This window comes from Pseudomonas sp. IPO3774 (assembly GCF_013386835.1).
GTDB lineage: Bacteria > Pseudomonadota > Gammaproteobacteria > Pseudomonadales > Pseudomonadaceae > Aquipseudomonas.
Genome location: NZ_JACAQY010000028.1, coordinates 17,543 through 39,359, shown reverse-complemented (window position 1 = coordinate 39,359; position 21,817 = coordinate 17,543). Strand labels below are relative to the sequence as shown.

Here is a 21,817-nt window from a genome sequence, read left to right as displayed (position 1 = left end):
CGCCTTCATGGAAAAGACCAAGCAGACTGTGCCCTCCGTGGTGCCGCGCCATGTCGCGATCATCATGGACGGGAATAATCGCTGGGCGAAGAAGCGCTTTATGCCGGGCGTTGCCGGGCATAAAGCGGGTGTCGACGCTGTACGAGCCGTGATCGAGGTGTGCGCCGAGGCCAAGGTCGAAGTATTGACCCTGTTCGCGTTCTCCAGTGAAAACTGGCAGCGCCCGGCCGAGGAGGTCAGTGCCTTGATGGACCTGTTCTTCAAGGCCCTGCGCCGCGAGGCCAAGCGCCTGAACGAGAACAACATCAGCCTGCGTATCATCGGTGACCGTTCGCGGTTTCATCCGGAGCTGCAGGCGGCCATGCGCGAAGCCGAGGCGATCACTGCCGGCAGCAACCGTTTTGTGCTGCAGATCGCAGCCAACTACGGCGGCCAGTGGGATATTGCCCAGGCCGCGCAGCGTCTAGCGCGGGAAGTGCAGGCCGGCCATCTGCGCCCGGAAGACATCACCCCCGAACTCTTGCAAACCTGCCTGGTGACCGGCGACCTGCCGTTGCCGGACCTGTGCATTCGTACCGGTGGCGACCATCGCATCAGCAACTTCCTGTTGTGGCAGTTGGCCTATACCGAGCTGTACTTCTCCGACCTGTTCTGGCCGGACTTCAAACACGATGCCATGCGCAATGCGCTGGCCGATTTCGCTTCCCGTCAGCGTCGCTTCGGTAAAACGAGCGAGCAGATCGAAGCTGGAGCCCGGGTTTAATGCTTAAACAACGAATCATCACGGCGCTGATCCTGCTGCCTATTGCCCTGTGCGGGTTTTTCCTGCTTGAAGGTGCGAACTTCGCGCTGTTCATCGGCCTGGTTGTGACCCTGGGTGCCTGGGAATGGGCGCGCCTGGCGGGTTTCGCCGCGCAGTTGCCTCGTGTGGTGTATGCCGCTGTCGTGGCGTTGTTGATGTTCCTGATGTACATCCTGCCGGACGTGGCGCCCTGGGTGCTGGGTGCGGCGGTGTTGTGGTGGGCGTTGGCGACCTATCTGGTGCTGACCTATCCGGGCACCAGCAGTCACTGGTCCAGTGTTGCCTGCAAGCTGGTGATTGGCCTTTTGATTCTGTTGCCTGCCTGGCAGGGCCTGGTCTACATCAAGCACATGCAACTGGGTAACTGGCTGATCATGGCGGTGATGGTCCTGGTGTGGGGTGCCGATATCGGCGCCTATTTCTCCGGGCGTGCCTTCGGCAAGCGCAAGCTGGCGCCGGCTGTCAGCCCGGGCAAAAGCTGGGAAGGCGTGTATGGCGGCCTGGCGTTGACCCTGGTGATTACCGTGGTGGTCGGTGTGGTGCGTGGCTGGACCGTCAAGGAAATGCTACTGGGTCTGGTGGGCGCAGCCGTGGTGGTGTTCATCTCGGTGGTAGGTGACCTGACCGAAAGCATGTTCAAGCGCCAGGCCGGGATCAAGGACAGCAGTAACCTGCTGCCGGGTCACGGTGGCGTGCTGGACCGTATCGACAGCCTGACTGCCGCGATCCCGATCTTTGCCGTACTGCTGTGGATGGCTGCCTCGTGAGCCGCCTGCAACAGGTAACCGTGCTGGGCGCTACCGGCTCGGTGGGGCTAAGCACCCTGGATGTGATTGCCCGTCATCCCGAGCGTTATCAAGTATTCGCCTTGACCGGTTTCAGTCGCCTGAGTGAACTGCTGGCACTGTGTGTGCGGCACGCGCCGCAATACGCAGTAGTGCCCGAAGCGGCAGTTGCACGTGGTTTGCAGGATGACTTGCGCGCTGCGGGCCTGGCGACTCAGGTATTGGTGGGGGAGGAGGGGTTGTGCCAGGTTTCGGCAGACCCTGAGGTCGACACCGTGGTTGCGGCGATTGTCGGCGCTGCCGGCTTGCGCCCGACCCTAGCGGCCGTTGATGCGGGCAAGAAGATTCTGCTGGCCAACAAAGAAGCCCTGGTGATGTCCGGGGCACTCTTCATGCAGGCGGTGCGCAAGAGCGGCGCCGTGCTGTTGCCGCTCGACAGCGAGCACAACGCGATTTTCCAATGCATGCCTGGTGATTTCGCCCGCGGGTTGAGCCAGGTCGGCGTGCGCCGGATTCTGCTGACAGCCTCCGGTGGTCCGTTCCGGCAGACGCCGCTGGCCGATCTGGAGCATGTTTCTCCCGATCAGGCGTGCGCTCACCCGAACTGGTCCATGGGGCGCAAGATCTCGGTGGATTCAGCGAGCATGATGAACAAGGGCCTGGAGCTGATTGAGGCCTGCTGGTTGTTCGATGCCCGGCCGGACCAGGTCGAGGTGGTGATCCACCCGCAAAGTGTGATTCATTCCCTGGTGGACTATGTGGATGGCTCGGTATTGGCCCAACTGGGCAATCCGGACATGCGTACGCCGATCGCCAATGCCCTGGCATGGCCTGAGCGGATTGACTCGGGTGTTGCGCCGCTGGATCTGTTTGCCATTGCCCGTCTGGACTTCGAAGCGCCCGACGAGCAACGCTTCCCTTGCCTGCGTCTTGCGCGGCAAGCTGCGGAGGCGGGTAACAGTGCCCCGGCGATGCTGAATGCGGCCAATGAAGTGGCTGTGGCGGCGTTTCTGGACCGGCGCATCCGCTTTCCGCAGATCGCGGGTATCATCGAGGACGTTTTGAGCCTTGAGCCCGTCGTCCCGGTGAATGATCTGGGCGCGGTGTTCGAAGCGGATGCAAAGGCCCGGGCCTTGACCGAGCAGTGGTTGAGCCGCAATACGCGTTAGCCTCTGGGTGTGTTCAAGCCTTCAGGCACTGGATTGAAATGCGGAGAAATTAGATGAGTGCGCTCTACATGATTGTCGGCACCCTGGTTGCTCTGGGTGTGCTGGTTACCTTCCACGAGTTCGGCCATTTCTGGGTCGCGCGTCGTTGCGGCGTCAAGGTACTGCGCTTTTCCGTAGGCTTCGGCATGCCGTTGCTGCGCTGGCACGACCGTCGTGGCACCGAGTTCGTAATTGCGGCCATTCCATTGGGCGGCTACGTCAAGATGCTCGACGAGCGCGAAGGCGAAGTGCCGGCTGATCAGTTGGATCAATCCTTCAACCGCAAGACCGTTCGTCAGCGCATCGCCATCGTCGCGGCAGGCCCGATCGCAAATTTCCTGTTGGCGATGGTGTTCTTCTGGGTCCTGGCCATGTTGGGTAGTCAGCAGGTGCGTCCGGTGATCGGTGCCGTCGAGGCCGACAGCATGGCGGCGAAGGCCGGCCTGACTGCCGGGCAAGAAATTGTTGCAGTTGATGGCGAGCCAACCACCGGCTGGGGTGCCGTCAATTTGCAGTTGGTGCGTCGCCTGGGTGAAAGCGGCATCGTGAAACTGGTGGTGCGCGATCAGGACTCCACCACCGAAACCTCGCGCGAGCTGGCCCTGGATCACTGGCTGAAAGGCTCCGATGAGCCTGACCCGATCAAATCTCTGGGCATTCGCCCATGGCGTCCGGCCTTACCGCCGGTGCTGGCGGAGCTGGATCCGAAGGGGCCGGCCCAGGCCGCGGGTCTGAAAACCGGTGATCGCCTGCTGGCCCTCGATGGCCAGGCGCTGAGTGACTGGCAGCAGGTGGTCGACCTGGTGCGTGTACGCCCTGATACCAAAATTGTGCTGAAAGTTGAGCGCGATGGTGCTCAAATCGACGTCCCTGTGACCCTGGCGGTTCGTGGGGAAGCCAAGGCAGTCGGGGGTTACCTGGGGGCCGGCGTTAAAGGTGTCGATTGGCCACCTTCGATGGTTCGAGAGGTCAGCTTCGGGCCGTTGGCGGCGATTGGCGAGGGTGCGAGACGCACCTGGACCATGAGTGTGCTGACCCTCGATTCCCTCAAGAAAATGTTGTTCGGCGAGCTCTCGGTAAAAAACTTGAGTGGACCGATAACCATTGCTAAAGTGGCGGGCGCTTCTGCCCAGTCGGGCGTTGTAGATTTCCTGAATTTCCTGGCTTATCTGAGTATTAGCCTTGGGGTTCTGAATTTGTTGCCCATTCCAGTATTGGATGGGGGGCATCTGTTGTTTTATCTGGTCGAGTGGGCGCGTGGTCGCCCCTTGTCGGATCGGGTGCAGGGTTGGGGGATACAGATCGGTATCAGTTTGGTGGTCGGGGTGATGTTATTAGCCCTGGTCAACGATCTGGGACGACTGTAACGCTTCGCTGAATTGCGAATCTGCCGCATTTTGCGGCAGTTTGTTTATTGCCAGTTGGAATAAGAAAGGACTTCATGAAACGTCTGCTGCTAACTGCGGTTCTCACCGTATTGATGATCGCCGAAGTTCACGCCGAGTCCTTCACCATCTCCGATATTCGCGTCAACGGCCTCCAGCGGGTTTCCGCGGGTAGCGTCTTTGGTGCCTTGCCGTTGAACGTCGGGGAACAGGCTGATGACCGTCGCCTGGTGGAATCCACTCGTGCGCTGTTCAAAACCGGGTTCTTTCAAGATATCCAGCTGGGTCGCGAAGGTAACGTCCTCGTCATCACTGTCGTCGAGCGACCTTCTGTCGCCAGTATCGAGATCGAAGGCAACAAGGCGATCTCCACTGAGGACTTGATGAAAGGCCTCAAGCAATCCGGCCTTGCCGAAGGCGAGATCTTCCAGCGTGCCACCCTCGAAGGCGTGCGTAACGAACTGCAACGCCAGTACGTTGCCCAGGGTCGTTACTCGGCTACCGTCGAGACCGAAGTGGTGCCGCAACCGCGTAACCGCGTCGGCCTGAAGGTCAACATCAACGAAGGCACCGTGGCGGCCATCCAGCACATCAACGTGGTGGGTAACACCAAGTTTGCTGATGACGACTTGATCGACCTGTTCGAACTCAAGACCACCAACTGGCTGTCGTTCTTCAAGAACGATGACAAGTATGCCCGTGAAAAACTCTCCGGTGACCTGGAGCGCCTGCGTTCCTACTACCTGGACCGCGGCTATATCAACATGGATATCGCTTCGACCCAGGTGTCCATCACCCCGGACAAGAAGCACGTCTATATCACTGTCAACGTCAACGAAGGCGAGAAGTACAAGGTTCGTGACGTCAAGCTCAGCGGCGACTTGAAAGTGCCTGAAGACCAGGTCAAGTCCCTGTTGCTGGTGCAGAAGGACCAGGTGTTCTCGCGCAAGCTGATGACCACCACCTCCGAGCTGATCACCCGTCGCCTGGGTAACGAAGGCTATACCTTCGCCAACGTCAACGGCGTACCGACCCCGCACGACGAAGACCACACCGTGGACATCACCTTCGTTGTAGACCCGGGCAAGCGTGCCTACGTGAACCGCATCAACTTCCGTGGCAACACCAAGTCTGCCGACGAAGTGCTGCGCCGCGAAATGCGTCAGATGGAAGGTGGCTGGGCGTCGACTTACCTGATCGACCAGTCCAAGGTTCGCCTCGAGCGCCTGGGCTTCTTTAAGGAAGTCAACGTTGAAACCCCGGCTGTACCGGGTGTGGATGACCAGGTTGACGTGAACTACGCCGTAGAAGAGCAAGCCTCCGGTTCGATTACCGCCAGTGTCGGTTTCGCCCAGAGTGCCGGCCTGATCCTCGGTGGTTCGATCACCCAGAACAACTTCCTCGGTACCGGTAACAAGGTTTCCATCGGCCTGACCCGAAGCGAATACCAGAGCCGCTATAACTTCGGTTATGTCGACCCCTACTGGACTGCTGACGGCGTGAGCCTGGGCTACAACGCCTTCTATCGCACAACCGACTACAAAGACCTCGACGTTGACGTTGCAAGCTATGCAATCGACAGCTTCGGTGTTGGTGCCAACATTGGTTACCCGATCAGTGAGACCTCGCGTCTGACCTTCGGCCTGACCGCGCAGCAGGACAAGATCAAGACCGGTGTGTACACCGTGGATGAGATCTTCAACTTCGTGCGTAAAGAAGGCGACCAGTTCCTGAACTTCAAGGCTTCGGCCGGTTGGTCGGAATCGACCCTGAACAAAGGCGTACTCGCGACCCGCGGCCATTCCCAGAGCCTGACCCTGGAAGCCACCACGCCGGGCAGCGACCTGTCGTTCTTCAAACTCGACTACCGTGGCCAGTTGTTCCAGCCTTTGAGCGAAAACTACACCATGCGCCTGCACACCGAGCTGGGTTATGGCGACGGTTACGGTTCGACCAGCGGCTTGCCGTTCTATGAGAACTACTATGCGGGTGGTTTCAACTCGGTACGTGGTTTCAAGGACAGCACCTTGGGTCCTCGTGGTACCCCAAGCCGTGGCGTGGGTGTGACCGGTAACCAGGGGACTGTGGCTGACTCGGACAACGACCCGCTGCCATTCGGTGGTAACGTGCTGATCCAGGGTGGTGCTGAGATTCTGTTCCCGCTGCCATTCGTTAAAGATCAACGTTCCCTGCGTACTTCGGTCTTCTGGGATGTGGGTAACGTGTTCGACTCCAAGTGCGAACAGGTCACCAACCCGAATGGCTCGAAGTCCAACACGCAGTGCAACGATGTGAGCTTCAGCAACCTGGCAAGCTCTGTCGGTGTCGGTGTGACCTGGGTTACCGCGCTTGGCCCATTGAGCTTTGCTCTGGCCATGCCGGTCAAGAAACCGGATAACGCTGAAACCCAGATTTTCCAATTCTCCCTCGGCCAGACGTTCTAAGCGTCTGACCCAAGATAACGACAACGGATTCTGTAGGAGTGCATCGTGCGTAAGTTGACTCAATTGGTTCTCCTGGCGACTGTCCTGGTAGCGACCCCGGCCTTTGCCGAAATGAAAATTGCCGTTCTGAACTATCAGATGGCGCTGCTGGAATCCGATGCGGCCAAGAAATATGCCGTAGATGCCGAGAAGAAATTCGGTCCTCAACTGACCAAGCTCAAGACGCTGGAAAGCAGCGCCAAGGGCATCCAGGATCGTCTGGTAGCCGGTGGCGACAAGATGCAGCAAGGCGAGCGCGAGCGTCTGGAGCTTGAATTCAAGCAAAAGGCCCGTGACTACCAGTTCCAGTCCAAGGAACTGAACGAAGCCAAGGCTGTTGCCGACCGCGAAATGCTCAAGCAGCTGAAGCCGAAACTCGACAGCGCTGTGGAAGAAGTCATCAAGAAAGGTGCCTTTGACCTGGTATTCGAACGCGGTGCAGTCATCGACGTTAAACCTCAGTACGACATCACCCGTCAGGTGATCGAGCGCATGAATCAGCTGAAGTAAGCCATGACTGCGACTATCAAGCTCGGCCAATTGGCCGAGTTCCTGGGAGCCACCTTGCGTGGCTCCGCGGAGAAGGAAATCACTGGGCTAGCCACCTTGCAGGAGGCTGGCCCAGCTCAGTTGAGCTTCCTGGCAAACCCCCAATACCGTAAATACCTGGGCGAAAGCCGCGCCGCAGCCGTGCTGCTGAAGGCCGCTGACGCCGAAGGTTTTGCCGGGGACGCGCTGGTTGTTGCCGATCCGTACCTGGCGTATGCCCGGGTGTCGCACCTGTTCGATCCGAAACCCAAGGCCCCCGCCGGTATCCATCCGACGGCGGTGATCGCCGATGACGCTCAGGTTGACCCTGCCGCGAGCATCGGTGCTTTTGTGGTGATTGAAAGCGGTGCACGCATCGGGGCGGGTGTAACGCTGGGTGCCCAGTGTTTTATCGGCGCGCGCAGCGAGATTGGTGCCGGTGGCTGGCTGGCTCCGCGTGTAACCCTGTACCACGACGTGCGTATCGGTGAGCGTGTGGTGATTCAGTCCGGTGCCGTGATTGGCGGCGAGGGCTTCGGCTTCGCCAACTCGAAGGGTGTCTGGCACAAGATTGCCCAAGTGGGCGGCGTGTTGATTGGCGATGACGTTGAAATTGGCGTCAACACTGCCGTTGACCGCGGGGCCCTGGCCGATACCGTCATTGGTAACGGCGTGAAACTGGATAACCAGATTCAGATCGCCCACAACGTGCAGATTGGCGATCACACCGCCATGGCCGCCTGCGTGGGGATCTCCGGCAGCACCAGGATCGGCAAGCATTGCATGCTCGCCGGGGGTGTTGGCCTGGTGGGCCATATCGAAGTGTGCGACAACGTATTCATCACCGGCATGACCATGGTGACCCATTCGATTACCGAGCCTGGGTCCTATTCATCCGGTACGGCCATGCAGCCTGCGGCCGAATGGCGCAAGAGCGCGGCGCGTCTGAGGCAGCTCGACGATATCGCTCGGCGCCTGAAACATCTGGAAAAGCGTGTTGGGGACGTGACCCCTGGCGGTAATGCTTCATCAGATGGCTGATACCATTTCCATATCAAGTGTGCACAGCCGCTAGACTGCCTCCTTGATTTGCTAGAGGGGCGTGCCTTAGTCCGCACGCTCCCAATCTTTATTACAGGCTTCCCCCCGAAATGATGGACATCAACGAGATTCGCGAATACCTGCCTCACCGTTACCCATTCCTGCTGGTGGACCGGGTCACGGACCTCAATGTTGAGGAAAAGCGCATTCGTGCCTACAAGAATGTCAGCATCAACGAACCGTTCTTCAACGGTCACTTCCCTGCGCATCCCATCATGCCAGGCGTATTGATCATCGAAGCGATGGCCCAGGCTGCCGGTATCCTTGGTTTCAAAATGCTCGACCTGAAGCCTGCCGATGGCACGCTCTACTATTTCGTGGGCTCTGACAAACTGCGCTTCCGCAACCCGGTAACTCCGGGTGACCAGTTGATCCTTGAAGCCAAGTTCATCAGCTGCAAGCGCCAGATCTGGAAGTTCGAATGCCAGGCCTCGGTCGACGGCAAGCCGGTGTGCTCGGCTGAAATCATCTGTGCGGAACGCAAACTATGAGTTTGATTGACCCTCGCGCAATCATCGATCCGACGGCCGTACTGGCCGCCGACGTTGAGGTCGGCCCTTGGTCGATCGTCGGCGCAGGTGTGGAAATCGGCGAGGGGACAGTCATCGGGCCGCATGTGATCCTCAAAGGCCCGACGAGGATTGGCAAACACAATCGTATCTATCAGTTCTCATCGATAGGCGAAGACACCCCGGACATGAAGTACAAGGGTGAAGAAACACGTCTGGTAATCGGTGATCACAACATCATCCGTGAAGGCGTGACCATTCACCGCGGTACTGTCCAGGACCGTGCCGAGACTACCCTCGGTGACCACAACCTGGTGATGGCTTATGCCCATATCGGTCATGACAGCGTAATCGGCAACCATTGCATCCTGGTCAACAACACTGCGTTGGCCGGCCATGTGCACGTTGACGATTGGGCGATCCTGTCCGGTTTTACCCTGGTGCATCAGTACTGCCATATCGGCGCCCACAGCTTTTCCGGCATGGGTACCGCCATCGGCAAGGACGTTCCGGCGTTCGTCACCGTATTCGGCAACCCGGCCGAGGCCCGCAGCATGAACTTCGAAGGCATGCGCCGTCGGGGCTTCAGCGAAGACGCGATCCACGCCCTGCGCCGCGCCTACAAGGTGGTTTACCGCCAGGGGCTGACGGTCGACCAGGCCTTGATCGAACTGACGGAGCCAGCCGCATTGTTTCCGGAAGTCGCGATATTCCGTGACTCTATCCAGTCGTCGACTCGCGGCATCACCCGCTGATCATGGCCAGGCTGCGTATAGCGTTGGTGGCCGGAGAAGCTTCCGGCGATATTCTCGGTGCAGGCCTGATGCGGGCCCTCAAGCTCCAGCATCCGGCGGTTGAATTCATCGGTGTCGGCGGTCCGTTGATGCAGGCTGAAGGCCTGACGTCCTACTTCCCTATGGAACGCTTGTCGGTCATGGGGCTGGTGGAGGTGCTGGGCCGTTTGCGCGAGCTGCTGGCCCGTCGCAAAAAGCTGATCCAGACCCTGATCGAAGAAAAGCCCGACGTCTTTATCGGAATCGACGCGCCGGACTTCACCCTCAATATCGAACTCAAATTGCGTCAGGCCGGGATCAAGACCGTGCATTACGTCAGCCCGTCCGTGTGGGCGTGGCGGCAAAAGCGCGTGCTCAAGATTCGCGAAGGCTGCGACCTGATGCTGACCCTGCTGCCCTTCGAGGCCAGGTTCTACGAAGAGAAGGGCGTGCCGGTGCGGTTTGTAGGGCACACCCTGGCCGATACCATTCCTCTGCAGGCCGACCGTGCTGCCGCGCGTGCCGAACTGGGTTTGCCCGAAGGTCCGCTGGTGGCCTTGATGCCGGGGAGCCGTGGCGGCGAAGTCGGTCGTCTCGGCGCGCTGTTTTTTGATGCAGCCGAACGCCTGCAGGCGCTGAAGCCGGGTGTGCGCTTCGTATTGCCATGCGCCAGTCCTCAGCGCCGTGCACAAATTGAAGAATTGCTGGTAGGGCGCAACTTGCCGTTGACCCTGCTCGACGGGGGCTCGCACCTGGCACTGGCTGCGTGCGATGCGGTGCTGATCGCCTCCGGCACCGCGACCCTTGAGGCCTTGCTCTACAAGCGCCCAATGGTCGTTGCCTATCGCCTGGCGCCGCTGACCTACTGGATTCTCAAGCGTATGGTCAAAAGCCCCTACATCTCCCTGCCGAATTTGCTGGCCCAGCGTCTGTTGGTGCCCGAGTTGTTGCAGGACGATGCGACGCCTGAAGCCCTGGCGCAAACCCTTTTCCCGTTGATCGACGGTGGCGAAGAGCAGACCCGTGGTTTCGACGAAATTCACCGCACCTTGCGCCGTGATGCGTCGAACCAGGCGGCGGATGCCGTGCTGACGTTGATCGGTCATAAGCAGGAAGCCCTATGAAGACGCAAATGGGCCTGGATTTCAGCCTGGTCGCCGATGCCCTTGACCTGGTTGCCGGTGTTGACGAAGTCGGACGCGGCCCGCTGTGCGGCGCAGTCGTCACCGCCGCGGTGATTCTCGATCCAAACCGTCCGATCCTTGGCCTCAACGATTCGAAGAAACTCACCGAAGCCCGTCGCGAAAAACTCTACGACGAGATCTGCGAGAAAGCCCTGAGTTGGCACATCGCCCGCGCTGAAGTCGAAGAGATCGACAAACTGAACATCCTGCACGCCACCATGCTGGCCATGCAGCGCGCCATTGAAGGCCTGCATATCACGCCAAAAATGGCGATGATCGACGGCAACCGCTGCCCGAAGCTGACGATGCCCGCAGAAGCGGTGGTCAAGGGTGATAGCAAAGTGCCGGCGATTGCCGCTGCATCGATCCTGGCCAAGGTCAGCCGTGACCGTGAAATGGCGGCTTTCGAATTGATCTATCCCGGCTACGGCATCGGCGGGCACAAAGGCTATCCAACGCCCGTTCATCTGGAAGCTTTGGCTCGCCTGGGCCCGACCCCGATCCACCGCCGCTCGTTTGCCCCGGTTCGCCAGGCTTTCGAGGCTCGGGAAAGCCTGATCGAGGTTTAGCAGCAAGGCTGATGTTTTTGCCAAGGCCCGGTACAATCCGGGCCTTGTTGTCTCCACGTTTTGTACAGGATCACTATGCCGGCTTCATTCGTTCACCTGCGCCTGCACACTGAATACTCCCTGGTCGACGGCCTGGTACGGATCAAACCCCTGGTCAAAACGCTGGTGGGCATGAACATGCCTGCCGTGGCGGTGACCGACCAGAACAACATGTGTTCCCTGGTCAAGTTCTACAAGGCCGCCATGGGCGCCGGCATCAAGCCGATCTGCGGTGCCGACCTGTGGCTGTCGAACAAGGACCCGGATAACCCACTGAGCCGCATCAGCCTGTTGGCGATGAACGGCGTGGGTTATCGCAACCTCACCGAACTGATTTCCCGTGGCTTTATCGATGGCCAGCGCAATGGCTCGATCATCATCGAGCGCGAGTGGGTGGCCGAAGCCAGCGAAGGGCTGATCATGCTCTCGGCGGCCAAAGAGGGTGAAATCGGTATCGCGCTGTTGGGCGGCAATCCTCATGAGGCTGAAGTGCTCGCCCGTGAGTGGATGGAGGTGTTCCCCAACCGTTTCTACCTGGAAATCCAGCGCACCAACCGCCCCAACGATGAAGAGCAGTTGCACGCCGCTGTGGCCCTGGCTGAAAAGCTTGGCGCGCCGCTGGTCGCGACCAACGATGTGCGCTTTATCAAGAAGGAAGACTTCGAGGCCCACGAAACCCGCGTATGCATCGGCGAAGGCCGGGCGCTGGACGATCCGCGCCGCTCGAAAAACTACAGCGAAGAGCAGTACCTCAAAAGCGCCGATGAAATGGCCGAGCTGTTCAGTGACCTGCCCGAGGCCCTGGAAAACTCCGTCGAAATTGCCAAGCGCTGCAATATTGAAGTGAAGCTGGGCAAGCACTTCCTGCCCAACTTCCCGATTCCCGATGGCATGACCATCGACGAGTATTTCCGCAAGGTCTCGTTCGACGGTTTGGAGGAACGCCTGAGCGTCCTGCTGCCCAAGGACACCACTGAAGATTATGAAGCCAAGCGCCAGGTCTACGTCGACCGCCTGAATTTCGAGCTGGATATCATTATCCAGATGGGGTTCCCCGGTTACTTCCTGATCGTAATGGACTTTATCCAGTGGGCCAAAAGCAACGGCGTGCCGGTGGGGCCTGGCCGTGGATCGGGTGCCGGGTCGCTGGTGGCCTATGTGCAGAAGATCACCGACCTCGACCCGCTGGAATACGACCTGCTGTTCGAACGTTTCCTTAACCCGGAACGGGTATCGATGCCCGACTTCGACGTCGACTTCTGCATGGATGGTCGCGACCGAGTTATTGAGTACGTGGCCGAGAAATACGGCCGTAACGCGGTAAGCCAGATCATCACCTTCGGTTCCATGGCGGCGAAAGCGGTAATTCGCGACGTGGCCCGGGTACAGGGCAAGTCCTACGGCCTGGCTGACCGCCTGTCGAAGATGATTCCGTTTGAAGTCGGCATGACCCTGGAAAAAGCCTACGAGCAGGAAGAAATCCTGCGGGACTTCATCAAGGTCGATGAAGAAGCGGCTGAAATCTGGGACATGGCGCGCAAGCTCGAAGGCGTGGTGCGTAACGTCGGTAAACACGCCGGTGGTGTAGTAATCGCGCCTACCAAGCTGACCGACTTTTCGCCGATTTATTGCGACGAAGAAGGCGACGGCCTGGTAACCCAGTTCGACAAGGACGACGTGGAGGCGGCCGGCCTGGTGAAGTTCGACTTCCTCGGCCTGCGTACCCTGACGATCATCGACTGGGCGCTGAAGACCATCAACCGCGACCGCGCCAAGGTCAATGAGCCACCGCTGGATATCGCGTTTATCCCGCTGGATGACAAGCCGACCTACAGCCTGCTGCAAAAAGCCGAAACCACGGCCGTGTTCCAGCTTGAATCCCGCGGCATGAAAGAGCTGATCAAAAAGCTCAAGCCCGACTGCCTGGAAGACTTGATCGCACTGGTGGCCCTGTTCCGTCCGGGCCCGCTGCAATCGGGCATGGTGGATGACTTCATCAACCGTAAGCACGGGCGTGCCGAGCTGGCTTACCCGCACTCCGACTACCAGTACGAAGGTCTCAAGCCGGTACTGGCACCGACCTACGGCATCATCCTGTATCAAGAACAGGTGATGCAGATTGCCCAGGTCATGGCCGGCTATACCCTCGGCGGCGCGGACATGCTGCGTCGAGCCATGGGTAAGAAAAAGCCCGAGGAAATGGCCAAGCAGCGCGGTGGCTTCATTGAAGGTTGCGCCACCAACAACATCGATGCCGACCTGGCCGGTAACATCTTCGACCTGGTGGAAAAGTTCGCCGGTTACGGCTTCAACAAATCCCACTCTGCCGCCTATGGCCTGGTGTCTTACCAGACTGCGTGGCTGAAGGCTCACTACCCGGCGCCGTTCATGGCGGCGGTACTGTCTGCGGATATGCACAACACCGACAAGGTCGTGACCTTGATCGAGGAAGTGCGCACCATGAAGCTGCGCCTCGACGCGCCGGACGTGAACACTTCCGAGTTCAAGTTCACGGTGAACGACGAAGGCCGCATCATCTATGGCCTCGGCGCGATCAAGGGCGTGGGCGAAGGCCCGGTGGAGGCGATTACCGAAGCGCGTCAGGACGGGCCGTTCAAGGACCTGTTCGATTTCTGCGCCCGGGTCGACCTCAAGCGCATCAACAAACGTACTCTGGATGGCTTGATCCGCAGCGGCGCCCTGGATCGCCTGGGCCCGTACTTCCATGACGAGCCGAAGGCGTACCAGGCCAATATCGACCGCAACCGCGCGGTATTGCTGACCGCCATGGAAGAAGCGATCAAGGCCGCCGAGCAGACCGCACGCACCCACGACAGCGGCCACGCCGACCTGTTTGGTGGGCTGTTCGTCGAAGAAGATGCCGACGTCTACGCCAACCATCGCAAGGCCAAGGACCTGACCCTCAAGGAGCGCCTCAAGGGTGAGAAAGACACCCTGGGCCTGTACCTCACCGGTCACCCGATTGACGAATATGAAGGTGAAATCCGGCGTTTCGCCCGCCAGCGCATCATCGACCTGAAGCCGGCGCGGGATACCCAGACCGTCGCAGGCATGATCATCGCGCTGCGGGTGATGAAGAATAAAAAGGGCGACAAGATGGGTTTCATCACCCTCGACGACCGCTCGGGCCGGATCGAAGCCTCGCTGTTTGCCGATGCCTTCCATTCCGCCCAGTCGCTGTTGCAGACCGACGCGATGGTGGTGGTGGAAGGGGAGGTCAGCAACGACGACTTCTCCGGCGGCCTGCGCCTGCGGATCAAGCGCGTGATGAGCATGGAAGATGCTCGCACCAACCTGGCCGAAAGCCTGCGCCTGAAGGTCAAGACCGATGCGCTCAAAGGTGATCAGCTACGCTGGTTGGGTGACTTGCTTAAACGCCACCGTGGCGCCTGCCCGGTGACCATGGAGTACACCGGCAACGACGCCAAGGCGATGTTGCAGTTTGGCGAGACGTGGCGAATTGACCCCGCCGATGGCTTGATTCAAGCATTGCGTGACCAGTTCGGGCGTGACAACGTCTTCCTCCAATACCGTTGACGGTCAGGCAGTACGAAGATCGCCTGATCTCGACCGAACATTTAATCTCGACCTAACCGCGCCTCTCCCTTAAGGTAGGGCGCGAATAGACAACCGGCTGGCCAGGCACTCCTTGGCCGTCGACCCAAGACGGACGCTTATGAACCCGAATTTTCTTGATTTCGAACAGCCGATCGCTGACCTGCAAGCCAAGATCGAAGAGCTGCGCCTGGTCGGCAATGACAATTCGCTGAATATCGGCGATGAAATCGCTCGCCTGCAAGACAAGAGCAGCACGCTTACCGAAGACATCTTCGGCAAGCTGACCAGCTGGCAGATCGCGCGCCTGGCCCGCCACCCGCGCCGTCCGTACACCCTGGACTACATCGACCATATCTTCACCGAGTTCGACGAACTGCACGGCGACCGTCACTTCTCCGACGACGCCGCCATCGTGGGCGGTATCGCTCGCCTGGACGACCAGCCAGTGATGGTCATCGGTCACCAGAAAGGCCGTGAAGTGCGCGAGAAAGTCCGCCGCAACTTCGGCATGCCGCGCCCTGAAGGCTACCGCAAGGCTTGCCGCCTGATGGAAATGGCCGAGCGCTTCAAGATGCCGATCCTGACCTTCATCGACACCCCGGGCGCCTACCCGGGTATCGACGCGGAAGAGCGCAACCAGAGCGAAGCGATTGCCTGGAACCTGCGGGTAATGGCGCGCCTGAAGACGCCAATCATCGCTACCGTGATCGGCGAAGGCGGTTCCGGCGGCGCATTGGCGATTGGCGTCTGCGACCAGCTGAACATGCTGCAATATTCCACCTACGCGGTGATCTCGCCGGAAGGTTGCGCCTCGATCCTGTGGAAAACCGCCGAGAAGGCACCGGATGCCGCGGAAGCCATGGGCATAACTGCCGATCGCCTGAAAGGCCTGGGTATCGTGGATAAAGTGATCGCCGAGCCATTGGGCGGCGCCCACCGTGACCCGGCTGCCGCTGCCGCGACCATTCGTGCCGAACTCAGCTCGCAGCTGGCGATGCTCAAGAAGTTCGACAACGAGGCGCTGCTGGCCCGTCGTTACGAGCGACTGATGAGCTACGGTCTCTAAGCCGACGCGTTACTAAATGTGGGAGCTGGCTTGTGTGGGAGCGGGCTTGCTCGCGAAGGCGGTGATTCAGTCAAGATAGTTGGCGACTGACACACTGCATTCGCGAGCAAGCCCGCTCCCACATTGCCTTGTGTATGCTGGGTTATCGCATTCCAGATTGATGGCGTACTTTGCTATGAAGCCCACGTTAACCGCCAAGCTCCTGCAAGCCGTCGCGCCCTGGCGCTGCGCCCCGGCCTGGCATATCGCCTTCTCCGGCGGCCTCGACTCCACCGTCCTGCTGCACCTCCTGGCCACGCGGGCCAAAATCGACAAGCTCCCGCCACTCAGCGCTATCCATGTTCATCATGGGCTGCAAGCTGCGGCGCATGCGTGGCCGGCCCATTGCCAGTTCGTGTGCGACGCCTTGGGCGTGCCTTTGCGGGTGATCCGCGTGCAGGTGCAACCTGGCGCGAGCCTGGAGCGCGCGGCCCGTGACGCGCGGTATCAGGCGTTTGCCGAGGTCACCGGGGCAGGGGAGTTGCTGGTCACGGGCCAGCACCGTGACGATCAGGCAGAAACCTTACTGTTTCGGCTGTTGCGTGGGGCTGGCGTGCGTGGCCTGGCGGCAATGCCCGCGCAGCGCCCTTTGGCAGATGGCTATCTGGTGCGACCCTTGCTGGATGTGTCTCGCGCCGAGCTTGAAGCCTACGCCCGTGAACATCAATTGACCTGGATCGAAGACCCGTCGAACGCTGATCCGCGTTTCTCCCGCAATTACCTGCGCCACCATGTTTTCCCACACCTGACTGAACGTTGGCCCCAAGCCGTCAGCACCATGGCCCGCAGCGCCGAACATCTGAGCGAAGCCCACGGCTTGCTCGACGAACTGGCGCAGATGGACCTGCTGGCCGCCAGCCAGCACCCGGTGTTTCCCTGGCTGGCATTGCCTTCGCTGACCCTTGAACCGCTTGCCGCGCTCTCCGATGCCCGCCAGCGCAACGCACTTAGGCACTGGCTGACACCGTTGACACGCTTGCCCGACAGCGACCACTGGACCGGCTGGGCGACCTTGCGCGACGCCAAACACGATGCACAGCCACTGTGGCGCCTGGCCGACGGTCAATTGCACCGTTGTGGTGGGCTTATCTGGTGGTTACCTGCCAGTTGGTCGGAATTTTCTGACGCATCGGTGAGCTGGCCGCACCCGCAAAACCCACTACAGTTACCCGGTAACGGCCAAGTGCGCTTCAGCGGCAGTGCACCCGAAGGCCCCCTGAGCATCCGTTATCGCCAGGGCGGTGAAATCATGGAATTGCCAGGCCGGGGCCGGCGCGACCTGAAGCGCTTGCTTAACGAAAGTGCGGTACCAGGCTTCATCCGTGGCAGATTGCCGCTGCTGTATCAGGGCCAGCAATTGCTGGCTGTGGCCAACCTGCCGGGGCTTGCGGCGGGTGGCGGTACCGGCTGGCAATTACATTGGATGCCACCAACCTGCGATCAAGGTTTGAGCTGATAGAGCCTTTCCGGTAGACTACGCTCCCTTCTTGATACAACTTCTGTGGATTCGCCTGAATCGCAGCAGTTGCCGATTACCAAGCAGTCTTTGCTGGGCGATTCCAAAAAATGTGTAGCGATCAACGTACCGGTGTTTCATTGCTGGTCTGTCACAACGCGGCGGTTTTTTTGAAAGGTGCACTGTGATTAATGCAGGTGATCGGGGGCTTCGGCCTTCCTTCGCTTTCCCCGGCGGCTCGGACCGCTTTAACGCAGACTTCTAGGGTTTTTCATGACGCGCTACATATTCGTCACGGGCGGTGTTGTTTCTTCATTGGGGAAAGGCATTGCCTCCGCTTCATTGGCGGCCATCCTGGAGGCGCGGGGACTTAAGGTCACCATGCTCAAGCTGGACCCGTACATCAACGTTGACCCGGGCACCATGAGCCCGTTCCAGCACGGTGAGGTGTTCGTCACCCACGACGGCGCCGAGACCGACCTGGACCTGGGCCACTACGAGCGGTTCATCCGCACGACCATGACCCAGAACAACAACTTCACCACCGGCCGTGTCTACGAGCACGTGCTGCGCAAGGAGCGCCGTGGTGACTACCTGGGTGCAACCATCCAGGTGATCCCGCACATCACCGACGAAATCAAGCGCCGCATCATCAAGGGTGCAGGCGATGCCGACGTGGCAATGGTCGAGATCGGTGGCACCGTGGGTGACATCGAATCCCAGCCGTTCCTCGAAGCCATCCGCCAGTTGCGTTTCGAAGTCGGCGCCAAGCGCGCGATGCTGATGCACCTGACGCTGGTGCCGTACATCGCCACCGCCGGCGAAACCAAAACCAAGCCTACCCAGCACTCGGTCAAGGAACTGCGTTCCATCGGCCTGCAGCCGGACGTGCTGGTGTGCCGCTCCGACCACGCGATCGACATCGCGTCCCGTCGCAAGATCGCCCAGTTCACCAACGTTGAAGAACGTGCGGTAATCGCCCTGGAAGACGCCGACACCATCTACAAGATCCCGGGCATCCTGCATTCCCAGGGCCTGGATGATTTTGTCGTCGAGCGCTTCGGCCTGCAATGTGGCGGCGCCGATCTGTCCGAGTGGGAAGCCGTGGTCGACGCCAAGCTCAACCCTGAGCATGAAGTCACCATCGCCATGGTCGGCAAGTACATGGAGCTGCTGGACGCCTACAAGTCGCTGATCGAGGCGATGAGCCACGCGGGCATCAGCAACCGTACCAAGGTCAACCTGCGCTACATCGACTCCGAAGACATCGAGAACCAGGGCACCGCGCTGCTGGAAGGCGTTGATGCCATCCTGGTTCCGGGCGGCTTCGGTCTGCGTGGCGTGGAAGGCAAGATCACTGCCGTCCAGTACGCTCGTGAGAACAAGGTGCCGTACCTGGGTATCTGCCTGGGCATGCAAGTGGCGGTCATCGAGTTCGCCCGTAACGTAATGGGCTGGAAAGACGCCAACTCCACCGAGTTCGATCGCACCAGCGGCCATCCGGTCGTGGGCCTGATCACCGAGTGGGAAGATGCCACCGGCGCCGTCGAAACCCGTACCGAAGCCTCCGACCTGGGCGGCACCATGCGCCTCGGCGCGCAGGATTGCCTGCTGGAGCCGGGGTCCCTGGTTCACGATTGCTACGGCAAGGACGTGATTGTCGAGCGTCACCGTCACCGCTACGAAGTGAACAACAACCTGCTGCCGAAAATCATGGAAGCCGGCCTGAAAATCTCCGGTCGTTCCGGTGATGGCGCGCTGGTTGAAGTGGTTGAAGCACCGGATCATCCATGGTTCGTGGCTTGCCAGTTCCACCCGGAGTTCACCTCGACCCCGCGCGACGGTCACCCGTTGTTCAGCGGCTTCGTTAAAGCAGCACTGACGCAACATCAGAAGAAGGCGTAAACCTGATGGCCCAGAAGATCATTCGCGTAGGCGACATCGAGATTGCCAACGACAAGCCCATGGTGCTGTTCGGCGGCATGAACGTGCTGGAAAGCCGCGACATGGCGATGCAGGTCTGTGAAGAGTACGTGAAGGTGACCGAGAAACTCGGTATCCCCTACGTATTCAAGGCCAGCTTCGACAAGGCCAACCGTTCGTCCGTGACCTCCTACCGCGGCCCGGGCCTTGAAGAAGGCATGCGGATCTTCCAGGACATCAAGCAAGCCTTCGGCGTGCCGATCATCACCGACGTCCACGAGCCTGAGCAGGCTGCCGTGGTTGCCGAGGTGTGCGACATCATCCAGTTGCCGGCCTTCCTGTCGCGCCAGACCGACCTCGTGGTCGCGATGGCCAAGACCGGCGCTGTGATCAATATCAAGAAAGCCCAGTTCCTCGCGCCTCAGGAAATGAAACATATCCTGAACAAGTGCGTGGAAGCGGGTAACGACCAGTTGATCCTCTGCGAGCGTGGTTCGAGCTTCGGCTACAACAACCTCGTGGTGGACATGCTCGGTTTCGGCATCATGAAACAGTTCGAATACCCAGTGTTCTTCGACGTGACCCACGCGCTGCAAATGCCCGGTGGTCGCGCCGATTCCGCTGGCGGGCGCCGTGCCCAGGTACTGGACCTGGCCAAGGCCGGCATCAGCCAGTCCCTGGCAGGTTTGTTCCTGGAAGCCCACCCGGACCCGGACAACGCCAAGTGCGACGGCCCATGCGCCCTGCGCCTGGACAAGCTGGAGCCATTCCTGGCCCAGTTGAAGCAGTTGGACGACCTGGTCAAGAGTTTTCCGACGGTAGAGACCGCGTAAGCGCCATTTCTCCGGTAGACTTTCCCTCGCTTTACGCTCAGGCCCGCAGGCCTGAGCCTTGTCGCCTGCAAGCCTGCCCGTTGTTCCACCCTTGCGGTCGGTCAAAAGATTTCCTTCAGCTGCGTCGTTTTCGTCAACTTTGGAGTGTTTACAACAATGGCAAAAATCGTCGACATCAAAGGTCGTGAAGTTCTCGACTCCCGTGGCAACCCTACCGTCGAAGCCGACGTGCTTCTCGATAACGGCATCATCGGCAGCGCCTGCGCGCCGTCCGGTGCTTCCACAGGTTCCCGCGAAGCACTTGAACTGCGTGATGGCGACAAGAGCCGTTACCTGGGCAAGGGTGTACTCAAGGCGGTGGCCAACATCAATGGCCCGATCCGCGACCTGCTGCTGGGCAAGGATCCACTTGACCAGAAAGCCCTCGATCACGCGATGATCAAGCTCGACGGTACCGAAAACAAAGGCAGCCTGGGCGCCAACGCCATCCTCGCCGTGTCCCTGGCCGCTGCCAAGGCCGCTGCACAGGACCAGGACCTGCCGCTGTACGCCCACATCGCCAACCTGAACGGTACCCCGGGTGTCTACTCGATGCCGGTTCCGATGATGAACATCATCAACGGTGGCGAGCACGCTGATAACAACGTCGACATCCAGGAATTCATGGTGCAGCCGGTTGGCGCCAAGACCTTCTCCGAAGGCCTGCGCATGGGCACCGAGATTTTCCATCACCTCAAGGCTGTGCTGAAGGCCCGTGGCCTGAGCACTGCAGTGGGTGACGAAGGTGGTTTCGCGCCGAACCTGGCGTCCAACGAAGATGCACTGAAAGTGATCTCCGAAGCCGTGGCCAACGCTGGCTACAAGCTGGGCACCGACGTGACCCTGGCCCTGGACTGCGCGGCCAGCGAATTCTACGAAGACGGCAAGTACAACCTGTCCGGCGAAGGCCACGTCTTCACCTCGGAAGGTTTTGCTGACTACCTCAAGGGCCTGACCGAGCGCTACCCGATCATCTCGATCGAAGACGGCCTGGACGAGTCCGACTGGGCTGGCTGGAAAGTGTTGACCGACAAGATCGGCGAGAAGATCCAACTGGTGGGCGACGACCTGTTCGTGACCAACACCAAGATCCTGAAAGAAGGCATCGACAAAAAGATCGCCAACTCGATCCTGATCAAGTTCAACCAGATCGGCACCCTGACCGAAACCCTGGAAGCCATCCAGATGGCCAAGGCTGCGGGCTACACCGCCGTGATCTCCCACCGCTCCGGCGAAACCGAAGACTCGACCATTGCCGACCTGGCCGTGGGCACTTCGGCTGGGCAGATCAAGACCGGTTCCCTGTGCCGTTCCGATCGCGTTTCCAAGTACAACCAATTGCTGCGTATCGAAGAGCAACTGGGCGGCAAAGCCAAGTACAACGGTCGCAGCGAGTTTCGCGGCTGATTGTTAAATGGTAAAAGGTCAGCGGATTACGTCGGAAAAATCACGGCAGCGTGAATTTCGGCGCTAATCTCATGACTAACAAGCACAAGCCTGGTTTTTCCAGGCTTCG

General features: G+C 59.8%; 17 protein-coding genes. All 17 read left to right on the top strand.

Annotation, left to right across the window (positions count from 1 at the left end; all coding sequences use genetic code 11):
• Window positions 1-7 precede the first annotated feature (7 nt).
• The 17 genes from uppS to eno all read left to right on the top strand — a co-directional run bounded on the left by uppS (window position 8) and on the right by eno (window position 21,708).
• Window positions 8-763 carry a polyprenyl diphosphate synthase gene (uppS, locus tag HYE77_RS16665; RefSeq protein WP_003219323.1) on the top strand — a complete coding sequence of 252 codons (756 nt, stop codon included), beginning with the start codon at window positions 8-10 and terminating at the stop codon, window positions 761-763.
• Window positions 763-1,569: a phosphatidate cytidylyltransferase gene (locus tag HYE77_RS16660; RefSeq protein WP_008432232.1), complete on the top strand. Its 807-nt coding sequence runs from the start codon at window positions 763-765 to the stop codon at window positions 1,567-1,569. The genes uppS and HYE77_RS16660 overlap by 1 nt, the downstream gene beginning before the upstream one ends.
• A complete protein-coding gene (gene ispC, locus HYE77_RS16655; RefSeq protein WP_087694925.1) occupies window positions 1,566-2,756 on the top strand; it encodes a 1-deoxy-D-xylulose-5-phosphate reductoisomerase in 1,191 nt (396 codons plus the stop codon). The genes HYE77_RS16660 and ispC overlap by 4 nt, the downstream gene beginning before the upstream one ends.
• Window positions 2,757-2,809: 53 nt before the next feature.
• Complete coding sequence (rseP, locus tag HYE77_RS16650) at window positions 2,810-4,162, top strand: sigma E protease regulator RseP (protein WP_177069007.1); 1,353 nt, start codon at window positions 2,810-2,812, stop codon at window positions 4,160-4,162.
• A 74-nt stretch (window positions 4,163-4,236) separates the two neighbouring features.
• Complete coding sequence (gene bamA / locus HYE77_RS16645) at window positions 4,237-6,624, top strand: outer membrane protein assembly factor BamA (protein WP_008432225.1); 2,388 nt, start codon at window positions 4,237-4,239, stop codon at window positions 6,622-6,624.
• A gap of 45 nt (window positions 6,625-6,669) precedes the next feature.
• Window positions 6,670-7,173, top strand: coding sequence for an OmpH family outer membrane protein (locus tag HYE77_RS16640; protein WP_003219314.1), 504 nt, complete (start codon window positions 6,670-6,672; stop codon window positions 7,171-7,173).
• A 3-nt stretch (window positions 7,174-7,176) separates the two neighbouring features.
• Window positions 7,177-8,232, top strand: a complete 1,056-nt coding sequence (gene lpxD, locus HYE77_RS16635) for a UDP-3-O-(3-hydroxymyristoyl)glucosamine N-acyltransferase (protein ID WP_102368229.1) — start codon at window positions 7,177-7,179, stop codon at window positions 8,230-8,232.
• A 110-nt stretch (window positions 8,233-8,342) separates the two neighbouring features.
• On the top strand, window positions 8,343-8,783 hold the full coding sequence (fabZ, locus tag HYE77_RS16630; RefSeq protein ID WP_003219309.1) for a 3-hydroxyacyl-ACP dehydratase FabZ: 441 nt from the start codon (window positions 8,343-8,345) through the stop codon (window positions 8,781-8,783).
• The gene (gene lpxA, locus HYE77_RS16625; RefSeq protein ID WP_003219308.1) at window positions 8,780-9,556 is read left to right on the top strand and encodes an acyl-ACP--UDP-N-acetylglucosamine O-acyltransferase; all 777 of its coding nucleotides are present in this window, start codon (window positions 8,780-8,782) and stop codon (window positions 9,554-9,556) included. The genes fabZ and lpxA overlap by 4 nt, the downstream gene beginning before the upstream one ends.
• A gap of 2 nt (window positions 9,557-9,558) precedes the next feature.
• The gene (gene lpxB, locus HYE77_RS16620; protein ID WP_087694922.1) at window positions 9,559-10,698 is read left to right on the top strand and encodes a lipid-A-disaccharide synthase; all 1,140 of its coding nucleotides are present in this window, start codon (window positions 9,559-9,561) and stop codon (window positions 10,696-10,698) included.
• The gene (gene rnhB, locus HYE77_RS16615) at window positions 10,695-11,327 is read left to right on the top strand and encodes a ribonuclease HII (protein ID WP_003219305.1); all 633 of its coding nucleotides are present in this window, start codon (window positions 10,695-10,697) and stop codon (window positions 11,325-11,327) included. Before lpxB ends, rnhB begins: the two co-directional genes overlap by 4 nt.
• Window positions 11,328-11,402: 75 nt before the next feature.
• Window positions 11,403-14,924 (top strand): DNA polymerase III subunit alpha, encoded by a 3,522-nt coding sequence (gene dnaE / locus HYE77_RS16610; RefSeq protein ID WP_177008896.1) that lies wholly within the window; start codon window positions 11,403-11,405, stop codon window positions 14,922-14,924.
• A gap of 139 nt (window positions 14,925-15,063) precedes the next feature.
• On the top strand, window positions 15,064-16,011 hold the full coding sequence (locus HYE77_RS16605) for an acetyl-CoA carboxylase carboxyltransferase subunit alpha (RefSeq protein ID WP_003219302.1): 948 nt from the start codon (window positions 15,064-15,066) through the stop codon (window positions 16,009-16,011).
• Between the two features lie 175 nt (window positions 16,012-16,186).
• Window positions 16,187-17,506 (top strand): tRNA lysidine(34) synthetase TilS, encoded by a 1,320-nt coding sequence (tilS, locus tag HYE77_RS16600; RefSeq protein ID WP_177069006.1) that lies wholly within the window; start codon window positions 16,187-16,189, stop codon window positions 17,504-17,506.
• Between the two features lie 273 nt (window positions 17,507-17,779).
• The gene (locus HYE77_RS16595; protein WP_003219298.1) at window positions 17,780-19,411 is read left to right on the top strand and encodes a CTP synthase; all 1,632 of its coding nucleotides are present in this window, start codon (window positions 17,780-17,782) and stop codon (window positions 19,409-19,411) included.
• A 5-nt stretch (window positions 19,412-19,416) separates the two neighbouring features.
• Complete coding sequence (gene kdsA, locus HYE77_RS16590; RefSeq protein WP_003219295.1) at window positions 19,417-20,262, top strand: 3-deoxy-8-phosphooctulonate synthase; 846 nt, start codon at window positions 19,417-19,419, stop codon at window positions 20,260-20,262.
• A gap of 156 nt (window positions 20,263-20,418) precedes the next feature.
• The gene (gene eno, locus HYE77_RS16585) at window positions 20,419-21,708 is read left to right on the top strand and encodes a phosphopyruvate hydratase (RefSeq protein ID WP_003219294.1); all 1,290 of its coding nucleotides are present in this window, start codon (window positions 20,419-20,421) and stop codon (window positions 21,706-21,708) included.
• The last annotated feature ends 109 nt before the right edge of the window (window positions 21,709-21,817 follow it).